Annotated in this window: 17 protein-coding genes; 9 read left to right on the forward strand and 8 right to left on the reverse strand. The window is 73.3% G+C overall.

Going from position 1 to position 18,794, the window contains the following annotated elements:
* Positions 1–10: 10 nt before the first annotated feature.
* From ACZ56U_RS34745 to ACZ56U_RS34770, 6 genes are all read left to right on the forward strand, one after another.
* Entirely contained in the window at positions 11–382 is a 372-nt protein-coding gene (locus tag ACZ56U_RS34745) for an avidin-fold protein (protein WP_469087906.1), read from the forward strand.
* A 95-nt stretch (positions 383–477) separates the two neighbouring features.
* On the forward strand, positions 478–1,641 hold the full coding sequence (locus ACZ56U_RS34750; protein WP_469088019.1) for an NAD(P)/FAD-dependent oxidoreductase: 1,164 nt from the start codon (positions 478–480) through the stop codon (positions 1,639–1,641).
* A gap of 118 nt (positions 1,642–1,759) precedes the next feature.
* Entirely contained in the window at positions 1,760–2,131 is a 372-nt protein-coding gene (locus ACZ56U_RS34755) for an Rv2175c family DNA-binding protein (protein ID WP_391229943.1), read from the forward strand.
* A gap of 245 nt (positions 2,132–2,376) precedes the next feature.
* Positions 2,377–3,057, forward strand: a complete 681-nt coding sequence (thiE, locus tag ACZ56U_RS34760; RefSeq protein WP_469087907.1) for a thiamine phosphate synthase — start codon at positions 2,377–2,379, stop codon at positions 3,055–3,057.
* 143 nt (positions 3,058–3,200) lie between these two features.
* Complete coding sequence (gene metF / locus ACZ56U_RS34765) at positions 3,201–4,124, forward strand: methylenetetrahydrofolate reductase [NAD(P)H] (RefSeq protein WP_469087908.1); 924 nt, start codon at positions 3,201–3,203, stop codon at positions 4,122–4,124.
* Between the two features lie 56 nt (positions 4,125–4,180).
* The gene (locus tag ACZ56U_RS34770) at positions 4,181–5,143 is read left to right on the forward strand and encodes an SCO2102 family sporulation regulator (protein ID WP_469087909.1); all 963 of its coding nucleotides are present in this window, start codon (positions 4,181–4,183) and stop codon (positions 5,141–5,143) included.
* A gap of 92 nt (positions 5,144–5,235) precedes the next feature.
* On the opposite strand, the gene ACZ56U_RS34775 is transcribed toward ACZ56U_RS34770, so the two are convergent.
* The 5 genes from ACZ56U_RS34775 to ACZ56U_RS34795 form a co-directional block, all read right to left on the reverse strand.
* Positions 5,236–6,750 (reverse strand): phytoene desaturase family protein, encoded by a 1,515-nt coding sequence (locus ACZ56U_RS34775; protein ID WP_469087910.1) that lies wholly within the window; start codon positions 6,748–6,750, stop codon positions 5,236–5,238.
* 66 nt (positions 6,751–6,816) lie between these two features.
* Complete coding sequence (locus ACZ56U_RS34780) at positions 6,817–7,434, reverse strand: DUF4126 domain-containing protein (protein WP_469087911.1); 618 nt, start codon at positions 7,432–7,434, stop codon at positions 6,817–6,819.
* Between the two features lie 372 nt (positions 7,435–7,806).
* The gene (locus ACZ56U_RS34785; RefSeq protein ID WP_469087912.1) at positions 7,807–8,424 is read right to left on the reverse strand and encodes a TetR/AcrR family transcriptional regulator; all 618 of its coding nucleotides are present in this window, start codon (positions 8,422–8,424) and stop codon (positions 7,807–7,809) included.
* A 44-nt stretch (positions 8,425–8,468) separates the two neighbouring features.
* Complete coding sequence (locus ACZ56U_RS34790) at positions 8,469–10,553, reverse strand: YhgE/Pip family protein (protein ID WP_469087913.1); 2,085 nt, start codon at positions 10,551–10,553, stop codon at positions 8,469–8,471.
* Positions 10,525–11,295, reverse strand: coding sequence for an ATP-binding cassette domain-containing protein (locus ACZ56U_RS34795; RefSeq protein ID WP_469087914.1), 771 nt, complete (start codon positions 11,293–11,295; stop codon positions 10,525–10,527). The genes ACZ56U_RS34790 and ACZ56U_RS34795 overlap by 29 nt, the downstream gene beginning before the upstream one ends.
* A 187-nt stretch (positions 11,296–11,482) precedes the next feature.
* Here ACZ56U_RS34795 and ACZ56U_RS34800 point away from each other — a divergent pair, with 187 nt between their 5' ends.
* The 3 genes from ACZ56U_RS34800 to ACZ56U_RS34810 all read left to right on the forward strand — a co-directional run bounded on the left by ACZ56U_RS34800 (position 11,483) and on the right by ACZ56U_RS34810 (position 13,772).
* On the forward strand, positions 11,483–12,052 hold the full coding sequence (locus tag ACZ56U_RS34800) for an SAV_6107 family HEPN domain-containing protein (RefSeq protein WP_469087915.1): 570 nt from the start codon (positions 11,483–11,485) through the stop codon (positions 12,050–12,052).
* Between the two features lie 275 nt (positions 12,053–12,327).
* Complete coding sequence (locus ACZ56U_RS34805) at positions 12,328–13,098, forward strand: methyltransferase (RefSeq protein ID WP_469087916.1); 771 nt, start codon at positions 12,328–12,330, stop codon at positions 13,096–13,098.
* A 278-nt stretch (positions 13,099–13,376) separates the two neighbouring features.
* Positions 13,377–13,772 (forward strand): DUF3040 domain-containing protein, encoded by a 396-nt coding sequence (locus ACZ56U_RS34810; RefSeq protein ID WP_469087917.1) that lies wholly within the window; start codon positions 13,377–13,379, stop codon positions 13,770–13,772.
* A gap of 221 nt (positions 13,773–13,993) precedes the next feature.
* On the opposite strand, the gene ACZ56U_RS34815 is transcribed toward ACZ56U_RS34810, so the two are convergent.
* The 3 genes from ACZ56U_RS34815 to ACZ56U_RS34825 are packed head-to-tail and all read right to left on the reverse strand — an operon-like array spanning position 13,994 to position 18,779.
* Positions 13,994–16,378 (reverse strand): transglutaminase TgpA family protein, encoded by a 2,385-nt coding sequence (locus ACZ56U_RS34815; protein ID WP_469087918.1) that lies wholly within the window; start codon positions 16,376–16,378, stop codon positions 13,994–13,996.
* Positions 16,375–17,751 (reverse strand): DUF58 domain-containing protein, encoded by a 1,377-nt coding sequence (locus ACZ56U_RS34820; protein WP_469087919.1) that lies wholly within the window; start codon positions 17,749–17,751, stop codon positions 16,375–16,377. The genes ACZ56U_RS34815 and ACZ56U_RS34820 overlap by 4 nt, the downstream gene beginning before the upstream one ends.
* The gene (locus ACZ56U_RS34825) at positions 17,751–18,779 is read right to left on the reverse strand and encodes an AAA family ATPase (protein WP_469087920.1); all 1,029 of its coding nucleotides are present in this window, start codon (positions 18,777–18,779) and stop codon (positions 17,751–17,753) included. The genes ACZ56U_RS34820 and ACZ56U_RS34825 overlap by 1 nt, the downstream gene beginning before the upstream one ends.
* Positions 18,780–18,794: the final 15 nt, after the last annotated feature.

Genomic DNA, 18,794 nt, shown 5'->3' on the forward strand with positions numbered 1-18,794 from the left:
GCCCACGGTCATGCCCCGCTCGCTGGACGGCCTCGTCCTCGCCCCCGTCGCCGACCAGGACCCAGGTCAGGTGGGCACGCGCACCCGCTTCACGTACCACGAGAAGGACGGCGAGATCTGGGCCGAGTACGCGGGCGGGGACGTCGTGCGGGGGCATCTGGTGGGCACCCGGGAGGGGGACCGGCTCGACTTCCGGTACGTCCAGCTGAGGCAGGACGGGACGACCGCGTCCGGGCACTGCGCGTCCACGGTGGTCGAACTCCCGGACGGGCGCGTGCGCCTGGAGGAGACCTGGGAGTGGGAGTCACGGCCCGGCAGCGGGACGAGCGTCGTGGAGCAGATCGCGGCAGGTGTGGAGCAGGTCACTGCGCACGACTCCTGACTGACAAATTGTCAGTTGTCTATGGTGATCAGGTGAGCGAGGACACGCAGACGCAGGCACAGGCGCAACGGCGGGTCGTGGTGGTCGGCGCGGGCATGGCCGGCGTGCAGACCGCGGTGGCGCTGCGCGAACAGGGCTTCACCGGCACCGTGACCCTGATCGGCGCGGAACCGCACCAGCCGTACGACCGGCCGCCGCTGTCCAAGGCGGTACTGCTCGGCAAGGCCGAGGGCTCCGCCTTCGACGTCGACTTCGAGGCGCTCGGCATCGGACTCGAACTCGGCCGTGAGGTCCTGGGCGTCCGCCCCGCCGAGCACACCCTGGACACCGAGTCCGGGCCCGTGCCGTACGACGTCCTGGTCCTCGCCACCGGTGCCGAACCGATCCCGCTGCCCGGCGCGGAGGGCGTCCCCGGCGTCCATCTGCTGCGCACCCTCGACGACGCCGACCGGCTGCGGCCGGTGCTCGCCCGGCAGCACGACATCGTGGTGGTCGGCGCGGGCTGGATCGGCGCCGAGTTCGCGACCGCCGCGCGTGAGGCGGGCTGCTCGGTCACCGTCGTGGAGGCCGCCGAACGGCCGCTCGCGGGGGCGCTGCCCGCGGAGGTGGCGGCGCCGATGGGCGCCTGGTACGCCGACGCGGGCGCCGAGCTGCGCACCCACGCGCGCGTGGCGCGTGTCGAGCCCGGCACGGTCGTCCTCGACGACGGCACCCGGCTGCCCGCGGGCGCCGTGGTGGTCGGCATCGGCGCCCGCCCCGCCACGGCCTGGCTGGCCGGCTCGGGCGTCGAGCTCGGCGCGCACGGCGAGGTGGTGGCCGACGACGGGCTGCGCACCTCCGTGCCGGACGTGTACGCGGTCGGCGACTGCGCGTCCTTCCCCTCGGGCAGGTACGGCGAGCGCCTGCTGGTCCACCACTGGGACAACGCCCTCCAGGGGCCGCGCACGGTCGCGGCCAACATCATCGGCGAGACGCCCGCGGTCTACGACCCGGTGCCGTACTTCTGGTCCGAGCAGTTCGGCCGCTTCGTCCAGTACGCCGGGCACCACGCCTGCGCCGACGCGACCCTGTGGCGCGGCGACCCGGCCGGGCCGGCCTGGTCGGTGTGCTGGCTGCGCGAGAACCGCCTGGTCGCCCTCCTCGCGGTCGGCCGGCCCCGGGACCTGGCCCAGGGGCGGAAGCTGATCGAGGCGGGCACGGAACTGGACCCGGAGCTGCTGCTCGACCCGGCGCGGCCGTTGAAGGCGGCGACGGCGTAGGGCGCGGAGGCGAGGCGGCCGGAGGGGGCGCGGGGAGGCGGACCGCGGGGGAGTCGGAACGCCCTGGTCGGAGGGGTCCGGCTTCCTCCTGTCAGTGCGGGATGGCAGGCTTGATGTCGTGACCGAGATTGACGCAAAGATCGATGCTCTCGTGCCCGCCTGGCTCACCCTCCCCGACATCGCGGAAATCCTCGATGTCGAGGTGACGCGTGTGCGGCAGCTGGTCAGGGAGGGCCAGCTCATCGCCGTACGCCGGGGTGAGAACCGCGCGCTGCACGTCCCCGCCGCCTTCATCGACGGGGCCGAGCAGAAGGTCGTCAAGGGCCTCACCGGGACCCTGACGCTCCTGCGGGACGACGGCTTCAGCGACGAAGAGATGCTGGAGTGGCTCTTCACCCCCGACGACAGCCTGCCCGGCACCCCCGCGCAGGCACTCAGCGAGAACCGCGGCACGGAGGTGAAGCGCCGGGCCCAGGCGCTCGCCGTCTGATCCGGGCGCGGAGAGAACCGAACACCGTCTGACGTACGGGCGGGGCCCCGCGGGCCACGGTCGCGGGAGACTGCGGCCGTGGCGCGGCGGCGATGGAGTGGCGGCCGGTCCCGTCGGGGCGGGCCGACCGCACGAGAACCGGCGCGCACCGCCGCGGCTGTGCGCCTGTGGTTCACTACGCCCGGTCCGCCGAGGCCGACCGCAGCGGTCCGCGGCCCGTACGCCATCCACACCGGGGGACACCCATGCCCGTCACGTCCGACACCGCCGCCCGCGCCCAGCTCGCCGACGCCCGGCTCTATCTGTGCACGGACGCCCGCAAGAAGCAGGGCGACCTTCCCGAGTTCCTGGACGCCGTCCTGGCCAACGGCGTCGACTTCGTCCAGCTGCGCGACAAGACGCTGGAGGCGGACGAGGAACTGGGCCTGCTCGCGCTGTTCGCCGACAAGTGCCGGGAGCACGGCAGGACCCTGTCGGTGAACGACCGCGCCGACGTGGCGCACGCCGCCCGGGCCGCCCACCCCTGGCCCCCCGCGATCCTGCACCTGGGCCAGGGTGACCTCCCGGTCCCCGCGGCCCGCGCGATCCTCGGCGACGACATCCTGGTGGGCCGCTCCACGCACTCCGAGACCGAGGCCGCCGCGGCCGCCGTCCAGGAGGGCGTCGACTACTTCTGCACCGGCCCGTGCTGGCCCACGCCCACCAAGCCCGGCCGGCACGCCCCCGGGCTGGACCTGGTCCGGTACACCGCCGCCCTCGGCACCGACCGTCCCTGGTTCGCCATCGGTGGCATCGACCTGGGCAACCTGGACGAGGTACTGGCGGCCGGGGCCCGGCGGGTCGTGGTCGTGCGGGCCATCACGGACGCGGACGACCCGGGCGCGGCGGCGGCGGAGTTCGCCAAGCGGCTTCGGGAGGCGGTGTGAGGGGGTGTGAGGCGGGCGGGCGGTCCGGCGTGAGCCCGGGGGTGGACGGCCCGGGTGTCCGAGGGGTGGACAACAAGTCGACAAAAAGGGCAAATTTCCCCGATCCGGTTGGGTGACCGTCACCCCCTGGCTAACCTGCCGGTATGGCCCTCGGAACCGCATCCACCAGGACGGACCGCGCACGCACCGTGCGCGACATGCTCGCCACGGGCAAGACGACGTACTCCTTCGAGTTCTCGGCGCCGAAGACCCCCAAGGGCGAGCGGAACCTGTGGAGCGCGCTCAGGAGGGTCGAGGCGGTCGCCCCGGACTTCGTCTCGGTGACGTACGGCGCCGGCGGTTCCACGCGCGCCGGCACGGTCAAGGAGACCCAGCAGATCGTCGCCGACACCACGCTGACGCCGGTCGCCCACCTCACCGCGGTCAACCACTCCATCGCGGAACTGCGCAACATCATCGGCCAGTACGCCGACGCCGGGATCCGCAACATGCTGGCCGTGCGCGGCGACCCGCCCGGCGACCCCATGGGCGAGTGGGTGGCGCATCCGCAGGGCCTGACCTACGCGGCCGACCTCGTCCGGCTCATCAAGGAGTCGGGTGACTTCTGTGTCGGCGTCGCGGCCTTCCCGGAGATGCACCCGCGCTCCGCGGACTGGGACGCCGACGTCACGCACTTCGTCGACAAGTGCCGGGCCGGCGCCGACTACGCCATCACGCAGATGTTCTTCCAGCCGGAGTCCTATCTGCGGCTGCGCGACCGGGTCGTGGCGGCCGGTTGCGCGACCCCCGTCATCCCCGAGGTCATGCCGGTGACCAGCGTGCGGATGCTGGAGCGGCTGCCGCAGCTCAGCAACGCGGCCATCCCCTCCGTCCTGAAAGAGCGGATCCTCACAGCACAAGACGATCCGGCCGCTGTACGCTCCATTGGCATCGAATTCGCCACGGAGTTCTGCGCGCGGCTGCTGGCCGAGGGAGTGCCGGGACTGCACTTCATCACGCTGAACAACTCCACGGCGACGCTGGAGATCTACGAGAACCTGGGCCTGCACCACCCACCGCAGGCCTAGACCGGCCGCACGGACATACGACACACTGCGTAGCGGCTACTGGGAGAGGGGCGTACATGGGCTGGACGGTCCTCTACATCGCGTTCGGAGGCGTCGCGCTGTGGCTGCTCGGCGAGGTGCTGCTGCAGTACAAGGCGCGTCTGCGCTGGCGACTGCTCGCCTTCGCGGGCTTCGTGGGCGTGGTGCTCGGCGTCCTGATCCCCTCGGTGATCGTCATCGGCCTGGGCGCGGCCGCCTTCGCGGTCGGCCAGACCTACGTCACCCTCTCCTTCCGCCGCGGCTTCGAGCAGGGCTGGGCGGTCAACCCGCCGGAGGCCCTGGGCGGCCTGGTCGGCGGCAAGCGCGCCGGCCGCCGCGAGCGAGGCCGCGCGGAGCCCACCCTGGAGGTCTCCGACCTCCAGGCGACCGACACCGGTTACGGCGACGCCGCCACCTACGCCTCGGACACGTCCGGTTACGGCCACGACGACTACGACCGCGACGACGTCTTCACGCCCGCCCGTCCCGTCGCCGCCCCGGCCGCCGAGACCACCGCGGTCTACGAGCCCCAGCCCCTGCCCGACGACACCGGCTCCTACGGCGTGTACCGCGACGGCTCCTACGCCGGCCAGAGCCAGCCCCAGGGCCAGGACCAGGACCAGTACGCGACGGCCGCCCAGGGCGCCGACCAGCCCTACGGCTACGACGGCTACACCGGTTACGACCAGCAGAACTACGGCTACGACATGGCCGGCCAGCAGCAGTACGCCGCCTACTCCGACCCGTACATCGGCACCCAGACCTACGGCGGCTACGACACCTCCTACGGCGGCCAGCAGAGCTACGGCCAACAGGCCTACGGCCAGGACCAGTACGGCAACCCCACCTACGGCGGGGAGACCCCGGCCGGCGGCGTCTGGGTCCCGCAGCAGCGCACCGACGAGACGTACGGCGGCGAACTCCCGCCGGAACAGCAGCAGTACCCCCACCAGGACAACAGCCGGCAGGGGAACGGCTACGACGAGCAGTACCGCTTCTGACCGACGGTCACGCAGCGGACCGCTACCGGCCGGCGGCTCCGGGGCACCGCTTCTGACCGACGGTCACGCAGAGGTCCGCCGTCGGCCGGCGGTCACTGCGAACCCCGGAAGTCCGGGCCCTCCACGATCAGTCCGGCGACCAGCGCGCCCGACATGCCCGCGTGGGGCAGCCCCCCGCCGGGGTGCGACCAGCCGCCGACGGCGAACAGCCCGTCGAGCGCCGTGGTGTTCGCCGGGTGCAGCAGACGCCCCTCGGCCGCCGCCAGCGCCGGGGCCGGAACCGCGCCGCCCGCCGCGCCGGTCGCCTCCGCGATGTCGGCCGGTACGCGGACCTCGTGCCAGAGGAGGCGCTCGCGGAGGTCCGGGACGGCCCGTTCCGCGGCGGTGATCAGCTTCTGTGCGTGATCACCGAAGACCTCGGACTCCGGCCACTTCCGGCCCGGGAAGGCGGGCACGGTCGCGGTGAGGGTGATCGCCTCATGGTCCGCGTCGGGGACGAGAGCGGGGTCGTCGGGGCGCAGCACGGTGAGCGTGGGGCGCGCGTCCAGCCCCCGCGTCGGCCCGAACAGCAGATCCAGCTCGCGCTCCCGGTCCTCCGCGTGGACGACCGTCCGGTGCGCCGCCCCCGCCGGGCGCCCGCCCCGCAGCGCCAGCAGCACCGTCATACGGCTCGGCGACCCGGGCACCGCGGGGACGTCACCGCTCCCGCGCGCGCCGGCGCCCCGCACACAGCGGTCCAGCACCTCGGGGGCGACGCCGGCGACCACGAACTCCGCCTCCACCGGCGTCCCGTCGGCCAGCTCGACACCCGCCGCCCGGCCGTCCTTCTCCAGCACCCCGGTGACCTCGGCACCGAAGTGGAACTCCACCCGGCGCGCCACACACCTCTCGTACACCGCGCGCGCCAACTCCCTGATGCCGCCGCGCACATACCAGGTACCGAAGGCGTGCTCCATGTACGGCAGCACCGCCGCGCTCGCCGGGGCGACCCGCGGGTCCAGCCCGTACGCGAGGGCGTGGCTCTCCAGGAGCGCGGTGAGCCTGGCGTCGCGCAGCTCCCAGGCGCCCACCTCGGCGAGCGTGCCGGCCCGGCGGGTGCGCAGCAGCTTCTTGTGGGGGACCGACGGATAGGGCTCGCGGTCGGCCAGCACCGACCAGTTCGGCCAGAGCGGCTCCTCCAGCAGCGGTCTGCGGGTGCGGTCCCAGGCCTCGCGGGCCCGGACCAGGAAGTCGCCCCAGCGGGCGCCCGCGCCCGAGCCGAGCGCCTCGTCCAGCGCCGCGACGACGCCCGCGCGCGAGGCGTTGGGCAGCGAGGCCTCGGTGCCGTCCGCGAAGAGGTGGCGTGCGGACGGGTCGACCTGGACCAGCTCGACGACCGACTCCAGCGGCTCCTTGCCGGTCTTGACGAACAGGTCGCGGTAGACCGCGGGCAGCGGCAGCAGTCCGGGACCGGTGTCGAAGGCGAACCCGTCGCGCTCGAGGCGGCGCACCGCACCGCCGTAGGTCTCCGTACGCTCGTACACCGCCACCCGGTGGCCCGCGACGGCCAGCCGGGCAGCGGCCGCCATCGCGCCCATCCCGGCGCCGATCACCGCAATCCGTGCCATGCCCGCGACTTTATCGGCCGCCACTGACAGCCCCGGCCGCGGGCGGTGCCGGCGGGCTGTCGGGGGTCACCAGTGCGGCGGGGGCCCGGTGCGGCCCGCGAGCCGCTTCTCCTCCCGGCGTTGCGCCCGGCGCCGCAGGAACCGGCGGATCCGGGAGATCAGGAAGACGAGTATCACCAGCCCGCCGATCAGCAGCACCGCCGCGATGATCGCCGCCGCCTCCGGATGGAACATGGCGAAGGTGACGAGAGCGCCGACGCCGAGGTCCTCGGCCAGGCTCACGATCACGTTGCTCATCGGCTCCGGCGAGGTGTTCACCGCCATCCGCGTCCCGGCCTTGACGGCGTGGCTGGCCAGCGCCGTCGAACCGCCGACCAGGCCCGCGACCGCGTCGTTGAGCGAGCCGCTCTGCCCGGCGAGCACCGCGCCGACCCAGGCACCGGCGGCCGGACGGATCAGGGTGTGCACCGAGTCCCACGCCGAGTCGACGTACGGGATCTTGTCCGCGACCGCCTCGCACAGGAAGAGCACGCCGGCCACGACGAGCACCTCGGGGCGCTGGAGCGTCTCGGGGACGTCGTCGCTCAGCCCGGTCGCGCCGAAGACGCCGAGCAGCAGCACGACGGCGTAGGCGTTGATTCCGCTGGCCCAGCCGCTGGTGAAGACGAGAGGGAGTACCGACACGGACGCGATCGTAGCCACTCGCCGACGCGGGGTCCTGGGCCCGCGCACCCAGTACTGAGTATCCGTACCTAGTCGGCGAGATGAGTACGCGCGCGGATGGGGCCCGACCTGCGGGAACGAGAGAGTGGAGGCACGGAGAAGGGAACGGCTCCGGTACCGGCGACACGGGGCGCCGGAACGGAGCCGGCCCGGATCCGCTCCTTCCGCCGGCGGAGGTCGGCGGGAGCGAGGCACGGGGGCCCGGGGGAACGACCGAAACGGGGGTCCGACGGGGGACACGGGGGAGCACGAGAAGGCGCCGGTTCGAGGTGGCCCGCGGGGGACGCGGCCACATCGGACCGGCGCCTTCGTCCGTCCCCGCGCGGGGCGCGCTCAGCCCCGCCCGCTCACCCGTCCCTGCAGCAGCCGCGACAGCGCCGCGTGCACGTCGTCCAGGGAACGCTCCGCCTGGAACGCCTTCCAGTCCAGCGCCGCCACCAGCACCATGCCGACCAGCGCGGGCGCGGTCAGCGGGATGTCGATCGCCTCGTGGAACTCGCCGCCCTCGACGCCCTCGCGCAGCACGTCCTCGACGACCGCGACCGCCTGCTGCCGGACCACCATGAGCGTGGACTGCCAGGCCCGGTTGGTACGCCACAGCTCGGCCACGTACAGCTGGGTGAAGGCCGGATAGCGGTCGATGAAGACCAGGCCGGCCCGGATCATCGCGTCCAGGGCGTCCGTCTTGCTGCCGCCCTCCGCCGCCGTCCGCTCCGCGGCCTCCCGCAGGGAGGCGGTGAGCAGGCCCACACCGTGCCGCAGCAGCTCCTCGAAGAGGACGGACTTGCTCGCGAAGTTGTAGTAGACCGTGCCCTTCGCCACCCCGGCGCGCTCGGCGATCTCGTCGACGGTGGTGGCGGAGAAGCCCTGCTCCGCGATGAGCGTCACGGCCGCCTCGTAGAGCTTCTGCCGGGTGGCCTCGCGGCGCGTGCTGCCGCTGCTGCTTTCCATGGACCCGATTCTCACAGCTGCCGGGGGCCCGGCGGTCGCCGAGGTCACAGGCTCAGCTCCGGGTGCAGCCGGTCGAGCGTCCACACCTGACGGCGACGGGCCGACAGCGCGGTGAGCGCGAGCGCGCCCGCGGTGAACGCCGTGAGCACCACGCACGCGTGCCACACCGGACCGAGACCGCCGCCCGTGATGAGCCGGCGGAGCGCGTCGACGACGTAGCTCATCGGCAGGAACGGGTGGAGGGCGTTGAAGAAGCCGGGGCTGGTCTGCACGGGGTAGGTGCCGCCCGCGGACGTCAACTGGAGCATCAGGAAGGCCAGGACGAGGATCCGTCCCGCGGCTCCGAAGCGGGCGTTCAGCCACTGCACGATCGCCGCGAAGCACGCCGTCACCAGGAACAGGAAGCCCACCGTCCCGGCCGCCCGTGCCATCTGCAGGCCGATCGCCCAGTGCAGCACCGACATCAGGGCCACGGTCTGGAGCACCCCGATCGCCACCACCGGCAACCAGCCCGCCAGCGCGATCCGCCACGCGGGGGCGCCCGCGGCGAGCGCGCGCCGGTTCATCGGCGCGATCAGCATGTACGCCACCATCGCGCCCACCCACAGGGACAGCGGGATGAAGTACGGGGCGAAGCCGGTGCCGTAGTTGGGCGCCTTGTGCAGGTCCCGGGAGACCAGCTGGACCGGGTCGGCCATGACACCGGTGCGCTCGTCGCGGTCGCTCTTGTCGTAGTCGGGGATCTGGTCGGCGCCGTCGTGCAGCCCGTCGGAGAGCTTCCCGGAGCCGTCGACGAGCTTGTACAGGCCGCCGTTCAGATCGAAGGCGCCGGTCTTGAGCTTGCCGAGTCCTTCGTCCAGGTCGCCGGCTCCGGTCCGGGCGGTACCGAGCCCCGTGTGCAGCTTCTCGGCGCCCGCGGCGACCTTCCCCGCGCCCTTGTTCAGCTTGTTGATCTTGGACACGGCGTCGTCGAGGTCCTCCGAGAGGTGCGGAGCGCGGTCGGCCAGAGCCTGTGCCTGCTTCTGCAGGGCCGCCAGGTTCTTGTCGAGCTTCTTCAGATCGCCGTCCTGGTCGTCCACCAGGGTGTCGATGTCGTCGGCGATCGTCGACACGTCGGCGGCCGCGTCCTTGGCCTTCTCCAGGTCGGCGCAGGCCGCGTCGGGCAGGAGGGGCTTCTCGCAGCGGGCCCGGTAGACCTTGTCCAGGGTGTCGGAGGCGCCCCGGGCACCCTCGGCGGCAGCGGGGGCGGTCTCCGCCAGGGTGTCCAGATGCTTGCGGATCGCCTTGCTCGAGTCGGCGACGAGCTGGGCGGTGTCGCCGATCGTCCGCTCGTTGTCCTCCAGGAACGGGCCCACCTTCGACGCGACCCCGTTGACCTTGTCGGCGAGCGTCTGGGTGCCGTCCGCGACCTGCCGCGAGCCGTCCTGGAGGTCGCCGGCGCCCTTGTCGAGCTTCTTCAGCCCCTTGGCCAGCTTGCCGCTTCCGCTCTTGGCGTCCTTCAGCCCGTCGGCGAGGTCCTTGGAGCCCTTCTCGGCCTTCCCGAGCCCGCCCTCCAGCTTGTCGGCGCCCTTGGCGGCCTTGACCGTCGCGCCGTGGATGTCGGAGAAGGAGATGAAGATCCGGTCCAGGAAGGACCGCGACGCCTTCGTGGACGCGGCCCGGCGCACCTCGCTGAAGACGGTGCGGGAGATCTGCCCGACGATGTAGTTGTTCGCGTCGTTGGTGCGCACCTGGAGGGCGCCCGTCTCCGGGGAGTCACCCGCGCTGGACGCGATCCGCTCGCTGAAGTCGGTCGGCACGGTCAGCGACAGGTAGTACCTGCCGTCCTCCACGCCCGCGCGTGCCTCGGCGGAGCTGACCTCGTGCCACTCGAAGACGTCGCTGTCACGCAGCCCACGGGTGATGTCGTCGCCCGCGGCGAGCTTCCTGCCGTCGGCACTCGCCCCCTTGTCGTCGTTGACGAGCGCGACGGGGATGCGGTCCAGGCGCCCGTACGGGTCCCAGAACGACCACAGGTACAGCGCGCCGTACAGCAGGGGCAGGACCAGCAGCGCGACCAGCGCGGCCCGCGGCAGCTTCCCCCGCCCGAAACGGCGCAGCTCAAGCGCGGCCAGGCGTGGCGAGCGCATCGGCGTCCTCCTTCGACTCGGTCGACCTGTGCCCGGTGGACTGCGCCTGGGCGGACTCCTGGTCCGTGGAGACCGTCAGCGCGTCGTCCGGGGCCTGGCCGCACACCGCCAGGACCGTGGTCCCCGCCTCGGTGAGGGACTTCAGCAGCGCCCAGACCTCCGCCCGCTCCGCCTCGGACAGCTTCAGATCGGCGTCGTCCACGCCGAGCAACCGGGGCCGCCCGACCAGGGCCAGCGCCACGGACAGCCGCAGCGCCTCCAGCCGCTCCAGATCGCGTACGGCGGTCCGCGGGCCCTTGGGCAGGGACTCCGGGTCGAGTCCGGCGGCGGTCAGGGCGGTGTCGATCCGCAGCCTCGCCTCCGCGGCGCGCTCGGCGCGCGGCCGCAGCAGCCCCCGCAGGGAGCCGCCGAACCGGCGCTGGAGCAGCGCCCGTTCCCGCAGGTGCTCCCCGACGGTCAGGGCGGGGTCGAGGTCGGTGACACCGGCGACATTGGCCACGGCGCTCATCCGCCGCACCGCCCCCAACTGCTTGGGCAGCCGTGCCCCGCCCACGGCCGCAGTTCCCTCGGAGGCCTTCATGCGCCCGGTGAGCGCCAGCAGCAGACACGTACGGCCCGACCCCGACGCCCCCTGGACGGCGATCAGCGCACCGGGCTCCGCGTCGAGTTCGACCCCGCGAAAGGCCCAGCCGCGCGGCCCCCTGAGCCCGAAGCCCTCGGCTGTGACGGCGACTCCGTGCACGGCCCCACCCCCCTCTTCCCCAACTGCCCCTGTTTTTGAACTGACTGGTCAGTGCAAAAACTAGCCCGAACCTTCGATCGAGGCAAAAGCGCAGGTCGGAACGGATTGTCAGTGCCATACCTCACGATGGGCCCATACGGCATCCCGTATCGGGACGTGCCGTCACACAGACGACAGGAGGTTCGTCATGGCCAGCTATCACGCAGCAGCCGCCCGCCGGCGCCGTGCCACCGGCCCTGCCCCCTCACTGACCGGCCCGGCGAGCGACGTACACCCCGTGCTCCGCCGGACCACGGCCCCGCCCGCCGCCCTCGACCTGCTCGCCCAGGCCCGTGCCGGACTCGACGAGGCCGCTGTCCTGGAGACCCCCAACGAGCGGTACGCCACGGCGCACCTCGCCGCCCTGCGCACCGCCGCCGCCGTGCTCGCCGCGCGCGGACGCCCCGAACCCACGCCGCGACGCCGGGCCAAGATCCGGAGCGCCTGGGAAGTGCTCCCCGAGATAGCGCCCGAGCTCGCCGAGTGGAGCGCCCTGTTCGCCGCCGGTGCCCGGCGTCGCGCCCGCGCCGAGGCCGGCATCCAGGGCGCGGCCAGCCGCCGGGACGCCGACGACCTGATACGCGACGTGGCGATGTTCCTGCGCCTGGTCGAGCGGATGCTGGTCCTCCAGCCGGTCCTGCCCCAGCCCCGCCCGGACGCGGACCATCCGGCACCCGACGACCACACCACGGGGCGCGACATGCCGGACGCGGGGTGAGCGGCGGCCGGGGTGAGCACCACCGGGGGAGGGGCCGCACACCGGGGACGGACCGCTCACGGCCCGGGCGCCGCGAACAGCCGACTCGGGTGCGTACGGCGAGGTCCGCGGTGTGAGACGCCGGCCGGGGCCGCCCCTCGCGGTGGCCGGACGAGGTGGCGGAGGCAATAGGGTGGAGGGCGCCTGAAGCCTTCTCCGTCCGCACGTCCGGCGGGGACGGCAGCCCGTTCGCCCCGCCGCGCAAGAGGCGGTGCCGCGCCGAGGAGTCAACTGCCGTGTCGGACCCGCTGCGACCCCGCGCCTCTCTCCGTACCGCCGTGGTCTGGGAGGTCCTCCAGGACGCCCTCGACCGACGGGTCAAGGCCACGGGCCGCGACGCGCTGGACGTCCTCGACACCGGAGGCGGCAGTGGCAACTTCGCCGTGCCCGTCGCCCGTCTCGGTCACCGGGTCACCGTCGTCGACCCCAGCCCCAACGCGCTCTTCGCCCTGGAGCGCCGCGCCGCCGAGGCCGGCGTCGCCGACCGGGTGCGGGGCGTGCAGGGCGACGCCCACGGCCTCTTCGACGTGGTCGAGCGCGGAGCCTACGACGCGGTGCTGTGCCACGGCGTGCTGGAGTACGTGGACGACGCCGCCGAGGGCGTGCGCAACGTGGTGGCCGCCCTGCGCGCCGAGGGTGTCCTCAGCCTGCTCGCCGCGGGCCTCGGCGGCGCCGTGCTCGCCCGCGCCCTCGCAGGCCACTTCAAGGAGGCTCGACAGGCCCTCGAAGACCCGAACGGCCGCTGGGGCACCGGCGACCCCGTGCCGCGGCGGTTCACCGCCGAGCAGCTCACCGAGCTGGTCGAGGGCGCGGGCCTCGCGGTCGGTGCCGTGCACGGGGTGCGGGTCTTCGCCGACCTGGTCCCCGGCGTGCTGGTCGACACCGAGCCCGGAGCGCTGGAGGCCCTGCTCAAGCTGGAGGAGGCGGCGGCCGAACTGACCGCCTTCCACTCCGTGGCCACGCAGCTCCATGTGCTCGGTGAGACACGGGGGACCAGCGGGGGCTGACCCGGCTCTCCTCGGGCGGCGCTGATCAGGTACTTGGGTGCGCATGGAGTACGCCACAGGCCCCCCGATCGGGCGTCCAGAGCCGTATGATCGAGGGAGACCGTCCGGCATGACGTGTCGGCCGCTGGGGAATGCAGGATCTAGCGGGCCGGGACGTTCATGGCGGAATCCCGGTTGGCCAATTGGCGTAGAGGGGCGGGTTTCACGGGGGCGATTCCCTGCCTATCCTGAAGGGACCCCCCGGGTCGCCCCGGCGACTGCACGATGAGGAGGACTCCGTGCCGCTCTCGGAGCACGAGCAGCGCATGCTCGAGCAGATGGAGCGAGCGCTGTACGCCGAAGATCCCAAGTTCGCGACAGCGCTTGAGGGAAGCGGGCTGCGCACGTACACCCGGCGACGGGTCTACCAGGCGGTCGCGGGCTTCCTCGTCGGTATCGCGCTCCTCATGGCAGGAATGGTCGCCAAGCAGGTCTGGCTCAGTGTGATGGGCTTCCTCGTCATGCTGGGCTGTGCGGTGCTGGCCGTGACCGGCTGGCGCAAGGCCCCCAAGCCGGGCGAGCAGCCCATTGCCGGGGCCCCGCAGGCCCACCGCCCGGTTCGGCAGAAGCGCTCCATGATGGACCGCATCGAGCAACGCTGGCAGAAGCGCCGCGACGAGCAGGGCGGCCACTAGCCGGCCCAGCAGCTGAGCGTGAGGGGGTGACCGCCCGCAGGCGGTCACCCCCTCACGCACGCCCGCTGGACGGCACGGAGCACCCCGTGCGTGAGTGATCGCCGCAGAGACAGCCGCCCGGCCGACGAGTGTCGACAAGTGCCGACGGGGGCCGACGAGTGAGGCCCCGAACCGTTCACACGGTTCGGGGCCTCACCCCTTGCCCCGAGGGCTCAGACCGCTCAGCCCTCCTGACCCGACGGCTTGCGCAGCGTCGGCCTGGCCGCAGCCGCGCGGGCCGTCACCCGGGCCCACCACTGCGAGACGGCCCACACCACTCGTACGGCGGAACGCGGGGCGAGGAGCGCCCGCAGCCGCGTACGCCGCGGCACCGGACCGGCCAGTCCGGCGACCGCCCGGCGGGCATCCTCCGCGAGTCCTGCCGTCAGACGGGGCCGCGGTGCGTAGAGGACCTGCTCCACGGCGTCCGCCACCCGGTGCACCGCGGTCGCGGCCTCCGGGTCGAGATGCCCGAGTCTGACGATCCTGGCCGCCGCCTTGCGCGGGGTCTGCGACTCGTCCGGCGGAATGCCGAAGTCCCACGCCGTGTCGGTCAGTTCCAGCCAGACCGCCAGGGTGTGCGGCACCACGTCCGCCTCACCACGGCCGTGCGCCCCCAGTCGTACCGCCCGGACGCGCCGGCGCCACATCATCGGCGCCAGGGGGATCGCCAGGGCGGCGAGACCACCGAACGCCCAGGCCAGGGCGACGTACCACTTCGGGCCGTCGTCGTCCGTGGGCGTCGCGATCGCCGCGGACTCGCTCGGACAGGCCTCCAGCTTCTTCTGCTCCGCCGTGCAGCTCTCGCTCGCCGAGGGGGCGGTGGAGGGCGCGGCGCTCGCCGACCGTGAGGGCAGGCCCGGGTCGGGCAGGCTGTTGCTCGGGCTGTCCGTCTGGGTGTACTCCGGCTGGGTGCCCCGCGTCGGCGTCGGCTCGAAGCGGGTCCAGCCCACGCCCTCGAAGTACAGCTCCGGCCAGGCGTGCGCGTCCCGCAGCCCCACCGACACGGTGCCGTCGACCTGCGGTGTGCCCGGCGCGAAACCGACCGCGACGCGGGCCGGGATGCCCAGCGTGCGGGCCATCGCCGCCATGGCGAAGGAGAAGTGGACGCAGAAGCCCTGCTTGTCCTTCAGGAACCGGGCGATCGCCTCGGAGCCGGAGCCCACCTGCACCTGGGTGTCGTACTGGAAGCCGCCGGTCAGTGAGAAGTACTCCTGGAGCTTGACCGCCTGCTCGTAGTGGTTCGCCGAGCCCTGGGTGACCTCACGGGCCGTCCGGGTCACGACCGCCGGCAGCGAGTCGGGCACCTTGGTGTACTCGCGCCGCAGACCCGCCGGCGGTGCCGTGGCCGCCGCCAGCTGTTCCGCCGTCGGCTGCACCACGAGACTCTTGACCTCGTACGTCGCCCCGCCCGTGTTCTGGTCGTGGTCGCCGACGAGGGTCATGCCCTCCGGCTCGTAGCGCCAGTCCCCCTCGACCTCCACGCCGCTGGGCGGGTAGGGCATCGGCAGCCAGTCCTGCCGGTAGTCCTCGGCGGCCACGACCCGGGTCGTGATCTCGGCGCGCCGGATGTCGGCGCCGAGCCCGACCGGGGTGGGGAACTCGTCCGGCACCTTCTCGATGTTGCGCTTGGACGGCCTCCAGGTGCGGCCGTCGAAGTCGTCCAGCGACACGATCCGCAAGTACAGGCTGCCCTGGTCCTCGGGCTCGGTGCGCAGGGTCAGGACCTGGCGGTCCTCGTCCACGTTGAGGTTGTCGCGCAGGGACACCAGCGGGTTCACCGCGGCGATCGTGCCGCCGTTCCCGCTGCCGCCGCCCACACCCGTGCCGGTGCCATCCAGGAGGCCGCCGTCCATGGCCGGCAGCGCGACCGGCACCACCAGGGCGAGGCCCAGCGCGACCGCGCCGATGCGCCGCCCGGTGCGGACCGGGGCCACCACGCCGGAGTCCCCGCCGGGGGTGCGCGGCGCCCCGCCGAAGACCCGCCCCCACTGGGAGAGCCGCTCGCGTCCCTCGGCCAGCAGCAGCATCAGATAGCCGGCCGCCGCGACCAGGAACCACAGCCAGTCGGCGCCGCCGTCGGACAGCCCCGCGGCGACGGAGTACAGCGCGAGCAGCGGCAACCCGGCGGGCGCCGCGCCGCGGAAGGTGACCGCGAGGGTGTCCACCGCGAGCCCGATGATCAGCACCCCGCCGATGATCATCAGCCGGATGCCGGCGGAGTCCAGCGGCGCCGGGATCGCGTACCGCGCGATGTCGTCGCCGCCCTGCTGGAGCAGATCGGCGAAGCGCTGGAACACCCCCGGAGTCGGGATGACGCCTGCCAGGGCCTGCTCCCGGGCGAAGACCACGGTCAGCAGCATCAGGGTGACCAGGGCCTGCGCGGCGACGGTCAGCGGCCGGGCCAGCGGCACCCGCCGGGTCGCCGCGCCCACCAGCGACTGGACGCCGAGCAGGAAGGCCGCCTGAAGGATCCACGAGGCCGGTTCCACCAGGGGCAGCAGGGCGCAGGACGTCATCAGGGTGGCCGCCCAGGCGCACAGTGCCAGTCGTGCCCGCCCGCTCATGCGCGTGCCCCCTCGGCTCCCGGCCCGTTCGGCGCTCCGAAGCCGGTGCGCTCGCGGTCCGCCTGGCGCCACAGCTCGGTCAAGGAGGAGCCGCGTGGCACGCGCAGCGCCGTCCAGCCCGCCTCGCGCAGCATCCGCAACCGCTCCTCGCTCCTGTCCAACGGCCGGGCCACATCGGTGGGTTCCCGCACCCAGCTCTGGCTGTCCAGCAGGAAGGCGACCGCGCCTCCGCTGCGCTGGCGCATCTTGGCGGCCACCGCGGCCTGCTCCTCGTCGAGGTCGCCGAAGAAGGCCACCAGCAGCCCTTCGTTGCCCCCGCGCAGCACGTCATAGGCCCGGGACAGGCCGGTGCCGTCGGAGTGGTCGACGACCGCGAGGGTGTCCATCATCAGCCCGGCGGCGTCCGCCGACTCCTGGTTGGCGCCCGCGAACCCGTCCGCCCCCTCGCCGGGCACGGAGCTGCCGGTGTCCGTCAACAGCCGTACCGAAAAGCCCCGTTCGAGCATGTGCACCAGCGTTGACGCGGTGCCCGACACGGCCCACTCGAAGGCCGAGTCGGGGCCCGCGCCGCGGAAGGCGAGGCCCCGGGTGTCGAGCAGCACGGTGCAGCGGGCGCGCTGCGGCTGCTCCTCGCGGCGCACCATCAGCTCGCCGTAGCGCGCGGTGGACCGCCAGTGCACCCGGCGCAGGTCGTCGCCGTAGCGGTACCCGCGCGGGATCACGTCGTCCTCGCCGGCCAGCGCCAGCGAGCGGTGCCGCCCGTCGCCGTACCCCTTGGCCTCGCCGCTGAACCGCACCGGTGGCAGCGGCTCCACGCGCGGGATCACCGTCAGGGTGTCGAACGACGAGAAGGACCGGGTCAGCTCGCACATGCCGAACGGGTCGGTCAGGCGCAGCTGGAGCGGTCCCAGCGGGTAGCGGCCGCGCAGGTCGGAGCGGACGCGGTAGGACACCTCGCGGCGGCCGCCCGCCTCCACCCGGTCCAGCACGAAGCGCGGGCGCGGGCCGAGGACGTAGGGCACCCGGTCCTGGAGCATCAGCAGGCCGGTGGGCAGCCGCGAGACGTTGTCCATGCGCAGGTGGACCCGGGCCTCGCTGCCGGCGGGCACGCGCGCGGGGGAGAGCCGGCGGCTGCCGGCCACCCGGTAGCGGGTGCGGTAGAGCACGGTCGCGCAGACCAGCGGCAGCAGCGCCAGCAGCAGTCCGACCCGGAGCAGATCGCTCTGCCCCAGGACGTACGCGCAGATGGCGGCGGCGATCCCGGCGGCCAGGAAGGAGCGGCCGCGGGTGGTCAGCCCGGCGAGCGCCGTGCGTATCCCGCCCTTGTCGCCCCGGTCGGGCTCCCCGTGGCCCGGCCCCGCGGCGGTGGTCATCACAGCCTCCGCGGCGGCTGCTGACCGAACGCCTGAGTGCCGTGCCCGAGACCCATGCCGCTCTGCTGCTGGGGCACCGGGGTGCGCTGGAGGATCTCCTGCACCACCTGCTCGGCCGTGCGCCGGTTGAGCTGGGCCTGGGCGGTGGGCAGCAGGCGGTGGGCCAGGACGGCGACGGCGAGTGCCTGGATGTCGTCCGGCAGCGCGTACTCCCGGCCGCTGAGGGCGGCGGACGCCTTCGCCGCGCGCAGCAGATGCAGCGTCGCGCGCGGGGAGGCGCCGAGTCTGAGGTCGGGGTGGGTGCGCGTGGCGGCGACCAGGTCCACCGCGTAGCGCCGGACCGCGTCGGCGACGTGGACGCCGCGGACGGCGTCGACCAGCTTGACGATCTCGTGGGCGTGGGCCACCGGCTGGAGGTCGTCCAAGGGGTTCACCCCGCCGTGGATGTCGAGCATCTGCAGCTCGGCCTCCGCGCTGGGGTAGCCGATGGAGACCCGGGCCATGAAGCGGTCGCGCTGGGCCTCGGGCAGCGGGTAGGTGCCCTCCATCTCGACCGGGTTCTGGGTGGCCACCACCATGAAGGGGCTCGGCAGCTCGTAGGTCTGCCCGTCGATGGTGACCTGCCGCTCCTCCATGGACTCGAGGAGCGCGGACTGGGTCTTGGGCGAGGCGCGGTTGATCTCGTCGCCGATCACGATCTGCGCGAAGATCGCACCCGGCTTGAACTCGAAGTCCCGGCGCTGCTGGTCCCAGATGGACACACCGGTGATGTCCGAGGGCAGCAGGTCGGGCGTGAACTGAATACGCCGCACCGAGCAGTCGATGGACCGCGCCAGTGCCTTCGCCAGCATGGTCTTGCCGACGCCGGGGACATCCTCGATCAGAAGATGCCCCTCGGCGAGCAGTACGGTCAGCGAAAGCCGTACGACCTCGGGCTTGCCCTCGATCACACCCTCCACCGAACTGCGGACACGCTCCACAGTGGCGGTCAGATCAGTGAGGCTCGCTCGATCGTCATAGGTCGTCACCCGGCCCTCCTCGGC

The sequence above is a fragment of the Streptomyces sp. NPDC034103 genome (genome assembly GCF_055575395.1).